The organism is Streptomyces sp. NPDC005648 (genome assembly GCF_040605395.1).
Lineage (GTDB): Bacteria > Actinomycetota > Actinomycetes > Streptomycetales > Streptomycetaceae > Streptomyces.
In genome coordinates this window covers 26,236-32,748 of record NZ_JBEXCS010000024.1, presented here as the reverse complement: position 1 = coordinate 32,748, position 6,513 = coordinate 26,236, and the positions used below count along the sequence as shown (strand labels likewise).

The following is a 6,513-nucleotide window of genomic DNA, read 5'->3' as shown; positions in this document are numbered from 1 at the left end:
CGGGTAGGTGTAGTCCGAGCGGCCACGCCCTGACGGGTGCAAGCCCGAGCGGCCACGCCCCGCGGGTGCAAGGCCGAGCGGGCACGCCCCGGTTGGTGTAAGTCCGAGCGGGCACGCCCGGGTACGTGTAGTCCGAGCGGCCACGCCCTGAGGGGTGCAAGCCCGAGCGGACATACCCCGCGCGTGCAAGCCCGAGCGGATGCACCCCGTGCGTGAACCCGAGCGGATGCACCCCGTGCGTGAACCCGAGCGGGCGCACCCCGCGCGTGCACCCGAGAGGTCGCACCCCGCGCGTGCGCCCGACCGAGCGCACCCACCCCCTCCGCGGCAGGGGTCGTAGGCCGCTCTGCCGCGGAGGTGAAGGGTCAGTGCATGTCCGCCGCGTCGAGCAGGACGGTCACGGTGGGGGCGATGAGCCCGGTCGGGGTGTCGGCTCTGATTCCCGCGCGGGCGCTGGCGCCGTCGAAGACCAGGATCAGCTGCCGGGCCAGCAGGTCCGGATCGCTCGCCCCGCCCTTCTCGGCCTCCCTGCGGAAGAAGCCCGTCAGGTTCTCCTTGACCCGGTGGGCCACCCGGCTCGCGGGATGGTCCGGGTCCTTGAGCTCGATCTGCACGGCGAGATACCGGCAGCCCTGGAAGTCGGGTGCGCCCGCCTGTGATTCCAGCTGCTCGAAGACATGCATGATCCGCTCGCGGGGCGGCCTGTCGTCGTCCGCCGCCGGGAGGAGGGTCCTCACATAGGCGGAGGCACGTTCCTCCAGGCTCGCCGCCAGCAGTTCGCCCTTGCTCTCGAACAGCTGGTACATGGAGCGCTTCGACACCCCCGCCGCCTTGCACAGCGCGTCGACGCCAATGCTGACGCCGTCTCGGTAGGTGAGCGTGGCCGCTGCCTCCAGCAGCCGCTCTCGGGAGCTTGACTTCGCCTCGGTGGTCATATTGCGAGGTTAACTCGATTCCTGCTCATTGGAAAACGATCGGTTTACGAGTTTTGCGCACCTGCCCTCCCGGATGGCCCGGTGGGTTCCGGCTCAGTGGGCGATGACGGGCTCGCCCTCCGAGGGCGCCAGAGGCGTGTTCGGCATCAGGAACGCCGAGAGCACGGCGCCGACGACGAAGATCCCGGCCCCCCACGCCAGGGTGGCCGTGTAGCTCTCGACCCCGGCCTGGGCCATGGTCAGTGCGCCGGGCTTGTGCGAGGAGACGTAGTCGGTCGCGGCCGACGAGGCGACGGTGGTCAGCAGCGCGGTGCTGATCGAGCCGCCCACCTGCTGACTGGTGTTGATCAGCGCCGAGGCGACGCCCGTGTCCTCGTGGTGCACGCCCGAGGTCGCCCCCTGGAAGGAGGTGGTCATCACCGCGCCGATACCGAGACCCAGCAGGATCATGCCCGGCATGATGTCGGCGGCGTAGGCGCTGTTCAGCGTGAGCCGCGTCAGCAGGGCCATACCCGACGCGGAGACCAGGAAGCCGGCGCTGACCACGAGCTTCGGGCCGACCCTGGGCAGCACCAGCGAGGGCACCGTGGTCGACGAGGCGACGATGCCCGCGACCATCGGCAGGAACGACAGCCCGGCCTCGATCGGCGAGTAGCCGATGCTGGCCTCCAGGTAGTAGGTCAGGAACAGGAAGATCGAGAACATCCCCATGCCCAGCACGAACACGGCCAGGAACGCACCGCCACGGGTCCGGTCCAGCACGAGCCGCAGCGGCAGCAACGGATGCGCGACCCTGGACTCCAGCCAGGCGAACACCCCGAGCAGTACGACGCCGCCGATCATGGAGCCGAGGGCGACCGGGTCGGTCCAGCTGGTGGACTCGACGTGCGCGAAGCCGTAGACGATGCCGAAGAGCGCGGCGCTCACCACGGCGGTGCCGGGAACATCGATCCTGGGCCGCTCGGTGACCGCGGGCTTGGCCAGCAGCAGGAGCGCACCGGCCAGCGCGACGCCGGCGAAGACGACGTTCACGTACATCACCCAGCGCCATGACGCCCATTCGGTGAGCATGCCGCCGAGCAGGAGTCCGACCGCGGCGCCCGCGCCGGCCAGGGCGCTGAAGATGCCGAAGGCCTTCGGCCGCTCGGCCGGGTCGGTGAAGGTCACGCTGAGCAGGGAGAGTGCCGCGGGTGCCAGCAGCGCGGCGAAGAGTCCCTGGGCCACACGTGCCGTGACGAGGATGTCGAAGCTGGTGGCCGCGCCGCCGAGGACGGACGCCCCCGCGAAACCGATCAGGCCGGTCACGAAGGTCGTACGCCGGCCGAACAGGTCACCGAGCCGGCCGCCGAGCAGCAGCAGGCTGCCGAAGGCCAGGGCGTAACCCGTGACGACCCACTGCCGGCTGCCGTCGCTGAAACCGAGGTCGTGCTGTGCCGCGGGCAGCGCGATGTTCACGACGGTCGCGTCGAGCGTGACCATGAGCTGCGCCGTGCCCAGCACGACGAGCACCCACCAGCGCACGGCATGTGAGCCCCGGCGGCCCGAGTCTGTTTTCCCGGAGGCGGGTGCTCCGCGGTCGAAGGTGGTACTCACTTTTCCCCTTGGTCGCTGGTCATGGGCAGGCCGTCGATCGGAAACCGACCTGTTTCCCACTTAGGAAAACAGATCGGTTTCCGAGGTGCAAGTGAGGGCGGGTCACGCGCGGAGGGGGCGGGGTCACCGGACCGGCGTCCGGCTCGCGTCCGGCTTGCATCGAGAAACTGATCGGTTTACCTTGTTGGAAACCGATCTGTTTCTCGTTCTCTGGAGAGAGTCATGACCGCACTGAAGGGCGCCAACGTCTTCGTCACCGGCGGCAGCCGAGGCATCGGCAAGGCCCTGGTGGAAGAGCTGTACGCACGCGGCGCCGGCAAGGTCTACGCCACGGCCCGCGACCCGCGCACCGTGACGCACCCCGACGCCGTCCCGGTGGCCCTGGAGGCGACCGACCCGGCCTCCGTGGCGGCCGCCGCCGCGCAGGCGCAGGACGTGACCGTGCTGATCAACAACGCCGGCGCTCATGTCGGCGCGTCCTTCCTCGACTCCCCGGTCGACGACGTACGCCGGGAGTTCGAGACCAACTTCTACGGCCCGCTCCTCCTCACCCGGGCTTTCGTGCCGATCATCGAGAGCAACGGCGGCGGCCACCTCCTCAACGTGCACTCCGTGCTCTCCTGGATCGCGCTCGGCGGCTCCTACAGCGCCTCCAAGGCCGCCCTGTGGTCGCAGAGCAACTCCCTGCGCCTGGAGCTCCAGCCGCGCGGCATCTCGGTCACCGGACTGCACGTGGGCTATGTGGACACGGATCTGACCGCGGGCGTCGACGCTCCCAAGTCCGACCCCCGTGCGGTCGCCGCACTCGCCCTCGACGGCATCGAGACCGGCGCGCACGAGGTGCTCGCCGACGACATCTCCCGGCAGGTCAAGGCGGGCCTGGCCGGTGACCTCGCGGGGCTGTACCCCCAACTCGCCCAGTAGGCACGGCGTCCGGCGGCGCGAGGCCCCGGACGGCAGGTTCCTCACACCCCTGAGAGGGCATCAGCGATGAGCGCGAACGCGGAGAACAAGAAGTTCTACGCCCTGAACATGTTCGACGTGGTCGATGTGGAGAAGTACCTGGCGTATTTCAGCCGCCTGCCCGAAGTGGCTCCGCGGTACGGGGGCCGCATGGTGGCGTTCGGTCGTTTCCGGGACAACGTGACCGGTGACCTCGCGCCACGGCAGGTGCTGTTCCTCGTCGAATGGGAGTCCGAGGAGGCCTTCAACGGCTTCCGGGACGATCCGGAGCTGGCAGACCTGCACCCGCTGCGGGAGAACGGGACGGCGTCCTACATCTGGCAGACGTTCGACGGGTCCGACATGAGTGACCCCACCGGCGTGTCGCTCGACGACGTACTGGCGGTGCTCAAGCCTTAGGGCCACCAGAAGGCCCCTGAGGCCACCAGAAGAGTCCTGGCCGCGATCTCACGCACCGCCGGGCTTGCGCCCGGAAACCGATCGGTTTACCTTAGTGGAAACCGATCGGTTTCCCATTCTCCGGAGAGAGTGCGCGAGCCGTTCCGGTAACCCTCTCACGCACCCCCTTCCATGCACCCCTCTCATGCCCAAGGAGTCCTCGAGATGTCCAGCACCCAGTCGCGTCCCTCGATCCACATCCCCGGAACCACCACGCACGTCATGGCCCCGCGAGCGGGACGTGCCGGCCGTGAGGGAAGCCTGCGCTACCTCAAGGCCGGCAGCGGCGCTCCCCTGGTCCTGCTGCACACCGTGCGCACCCAGGCCGAGCACTTCCGCCTCCTCGTTCCGCTGATCGCGGAGCAGTACACCGTGTACGCCCTGGACCTGCCGGGGATGGGCTACTCCGAGATCGTGCCCGGGGCGTCGTACGACGAGCCGGCCATGCGCGCGGGCGTCGAGCGACTGCTGACCGAACTCGACCTGCGCGACGTGACGTTGGTCGGGGAGTCCATGGGTGCCGTGCTCGCCCTGACCACCGCGGCCGACCTTCCCGAGCGCGTCCGGAAGGTCGTCGCGGTGAACACGTACGACTTCGCCGGTGGCATCGCCCGCTCCAGTCTCCTGGCCCGGGTCGTGGTCACGGGGGTCCTCGCCCCCGGCGTGGGCCCGGTGATCGCCGGGGTGGAACCAAAGCCCGCCCTCACCAAGATCCTTCAGGGCGGTCTCGGCGACAAGAGCGCGCTGCGGGAGGACTACGTGGACGAACTCCTCCAGGTGGGCAAGCGCCCCGGCTACCCGGCCGTCGCCCGGGGTGTGTACCAGGCGCTGCCGAGCCTCATCGAGGCCCGCAAGCGCTACCCCGAGGTCAAGGCGCAGGTCCACCTGGTCTACGGCGAGAAGGACTGGTCCCGGCCGTCGGACCGCGAAGCCAACAAGAAGCTGCTCCCGGCCGCCGACTTCACCCAGGTCCCGGGAGCGGGCCACTTCATCGCCCTGGAGCGGCCCGACGTACTGGCCGAGCTGCTCAACGCGGCGGCCTGACCCCCGGCCGACCGCGCCGATGGCCCGTTTGACCGGATGGTGCCTCCGCTTTACTCTGGAACCAGTACGGAGGCGGCCTCCGTTTCATGGAACCGCAGGATCGCGCGAGCCGGGAGGGCGTATGAGTGCCGGTGGACAGCAGGAGCGCAAGCCCCGTGCGGACGTCCGGCGCAACCGCGCCGCCCTTCTGGCCGCGGCGCAGCGTCACTTCCTGAAGTACGGGGTCGGTACGTCCCTGGAGGCGGTGGCCAAGGAGGCGGGCGTCGGACCCGGCACCCTGTACCGGCACTTCCCCACCAGGGAGGCGCTGCTGGCGGCCGTACTCCAGACGCGTTCCGAGGAACTGGTGGCGCGGCAGGCGGAGATCGCGCGGCTCGGCGACGCCGGCAAGGCGCTGGAGCAGTGGCTGCGCGCGCTGGAGGAGTACTTCAGCGCGTTCAGCGGACTGCCCGAACCGCTCATGGCGGCGGCCAGGGCGCAGGATCCGGACAACCCGCTCACGCTGCCCTGCGACACCGTCATCACCGCCACCGAGGGGTATGTGCGGGCCGCGCAGCGGACGGGACACGTACGCGAGTCGGTGAAGGGCTACGACCTCTTCCTCGCGGCCATCTCCGTCGCCTGGCTCAAGGGCGCCGGTGCCGCGGAGGAGGAGTCGCTGGACCGCGTCCGCGCACTCATCGCCACCGGCTACAGCGAACGGAAGCCCGAGGCGTAAGCCGCCGCCGGGCCAGTCACTCGCGCCGCCCCTCGGAGTGGTGCGTCTCTCAACAAGGACAATTCATGAAAATCACCGTTATAGGCGCCGGAGCCATCGGCGGCAATCTCGCTCGCAAGCTCGCCGAAGCCGGTCATGACGTCGAGGTGGCCGACGCCCGCGGGCGCGAGGCCGTGGCGCCGGACGTGCTGGCGAGCGGCGCCCGCGCGGCCGCTCCGGCCGACGCCGTCAAGGACAGGGACGCCGTCATCCTGGCCGTCCCCTTCGGGGTGGCGGGACAACTGGCCGATCTGTTCGCCTCCGTCCCCGCCGAGACGGTGGTCATCGACACCTCCAACTACTACCCGCACCTCAACGGGCGGATCGAGGCGGTGGAGGCCGGCACGACGGAGAGCGTCCACACCTCCGAACTCCTCGGCCGCCCCGTGATCAAGGCATGGAACGCCGCCCTGGCCGAGACCCAGCGGACGAAGGGAGTCCCGGCGGGTACTCCGGGCCGTATCGCCATCCCGGTCGCCGGCGATTCGGAGGAGGCGAAGCGCGTGGCCATGCGCCTGGTGGACGACACCGGATTCGACCCCTACGACGCGGGGACACTGGCCGACTCCTGGCGCCAGCAGCCGATGGGTCCCGCCTACTGCACCGAACTGACCCTGGACGAACTGCCGGCGGCCCTGGCCGCGGCCGACCGCGTCAAGGACACGGCCGTCCGGGACACCATGGCGGAGCGCTTCACCGCCCTCGGCGCCGATCCCACCCTGGAGGACGTCGTGGAGATGAACCGCGCGGCCCACAGGTGAACACGGGTGAACAGGTAGGGTT

7 protein-coding genes are annotated in these 6,513 nt (G+C 69.9%); 5 read left to right on the top strand and 2 right to left on the bottom strand.

The window, feature by feature from the left end; translation table 11 throughout:
• Positions 1 to 365: 365 nt before the first annotated feature.
• Both ABZT17_RS16550 and ABZT17_RS16545 read right to left on the bottom strand, forming a co-directional pair.
• Positions 366 to 935 (bottom strand): TetR/AcrR family transcriptional regulator, encoded by a 570-nt coding sequence (locus ABZT17_RS16550; RefSeq protein WP_356349150.1) that lies wholly within the window; start codon positions 933 to 935, stop codon positions 366 to 368.
• Between the two features lie 93 nt (positions 936 to 1,028).
• Positions 1,029 to 2,528: an MFS transporter gene (locus ABZT17_RS16545; protein ID WP_356349148.1), complete on the bottom strand. Its 1,500-nt coding sequence runs from the start codon at positions 2,526 to 2,528 to the stop codon at positions 1,029 to 1,031.
• Positions 2,529 to 2,750: 222 nt separating this feature from the next.
• Here ABZT17_RS16545 and ABZT17_RS16540 point away from each other — a divergent pair, with 222 nt between their 5' ends.
• The 5 genes from ABZT17_RS16540 to ABZT17_RS16520 all read left to right on the top strand — a co-directional run bounded on the left by ABZT17_RS16540 (position 2,751) and on the right by ABZT17_RS16520 (position 6,491).
• Positions 2,751 to 3,452, top strand: coding sequence for an SDR family oxidoreductase (locus tag ABZT17_RS16540; RefSeq protein WP_356349145.1), 702 nt, complete (start codon positions 2,751 to 2,753; stop codon positions 3,450 to 3,452).
• Positions 3,453 to 3,518: 66 nt separating this feature from the next.
• Positions 3,519 to 3,890 (top strand): DUF1330 domain-containing protein, encoded by a 372-nt coding sequence (locus ABZT17_RS16535; protein WP_356349141.1) that lies wholly within the window; start codon positions 3,519 to 3,521, stop codon positions 3,888 to 3,890.
• A gap of 204 nt (positions 3,891 to 4,094) precedes the next feature.
• Complete coding sequence (locus ABZT17_RS16530) at positions 4,095 to 4,973, top strand: alpha/beta hydrolase (RefSeq protein ID WP_356349138.1); 879 nt, start codon at positions 4,095 to 4,097, stop codon at positions 4,971 to 4,973.
• A 121-nt stretch (positions 4,974 to 5,094) separates the two neighbouring features.
• The gene (locus ABZT17_RS16525; protein WP_356349136.1) at positions 5,095 to 5,691 is read left to right on the top strand and encodes a TetR/AcrR family transcriptional regulator; all 597 of its coding nucleotides are present in this window, start codon (positions 5,095 to 5,097) and stop codon (positions 5,689 to 5,691) included.
• A 65-nt stretch (positions 5,692 to 5,756) separates the two neighbouring features.
• Complete coding sequence (locus ABZT17_RS16520) at positions 5,757 to 6,491, top strand: NAD(P)-binding domain-containing protein (protein WP_356349134.1); 735 nt, start codon at positions 5,757 to 5,759, stop codon at positions 6,489 to 6,491.
• The last annotated feature ends 22 nt before the right edge of the window (positions 6,492 to 6,513 follow it).

Bases quoted from the DNA above. Each gene is read 5' to 3' on its own strand.
- ABZT17_RS16550 (WP_356349150.1), bottom strand. From the start codon at position 935: ATGACCACCGAGGCGAAGTCAAGCTCCCGAGAGCGGCTGCTGGAGGCA.
- ABZT17_RS16540 (WP_356349145.1), top strand. From the start codon at position 2,751: ATGACCGCACTGAAGGGCGCCAACGTCTTCGTCACCGGCGGCAGCCGA.
- ABZT17_RS16535 (WP_356349141.1), top strand. From the start codon at position 3,519: ATGAGCGCGAACGCGGAGAACAAGAAGTTCTACGCCCTGAACATGTTC.
- ABZT17_RS16530 (WP_356349138.1), top strand. From the start codon at position 4,095: ATGTCCAGCACCCAGTCGCGTCCCTCGATCCACATCCCCGGAACCACC.
- ABZT17_RS16525 (WP_356349136.1), top strand. From the start codon at position 5,095: ATGAGTGCCGGTGGACAGCAGGAGCGCAAGCCCCGTGCGGACGTCCGG.
- ABZT17_RS16520 (WP_356349134.1), top strand. From the start codon at position 5,757: ATGAAAATCACCGTTATAGGCGCCGGAGCCATCGGCGGCAATCTCGCT.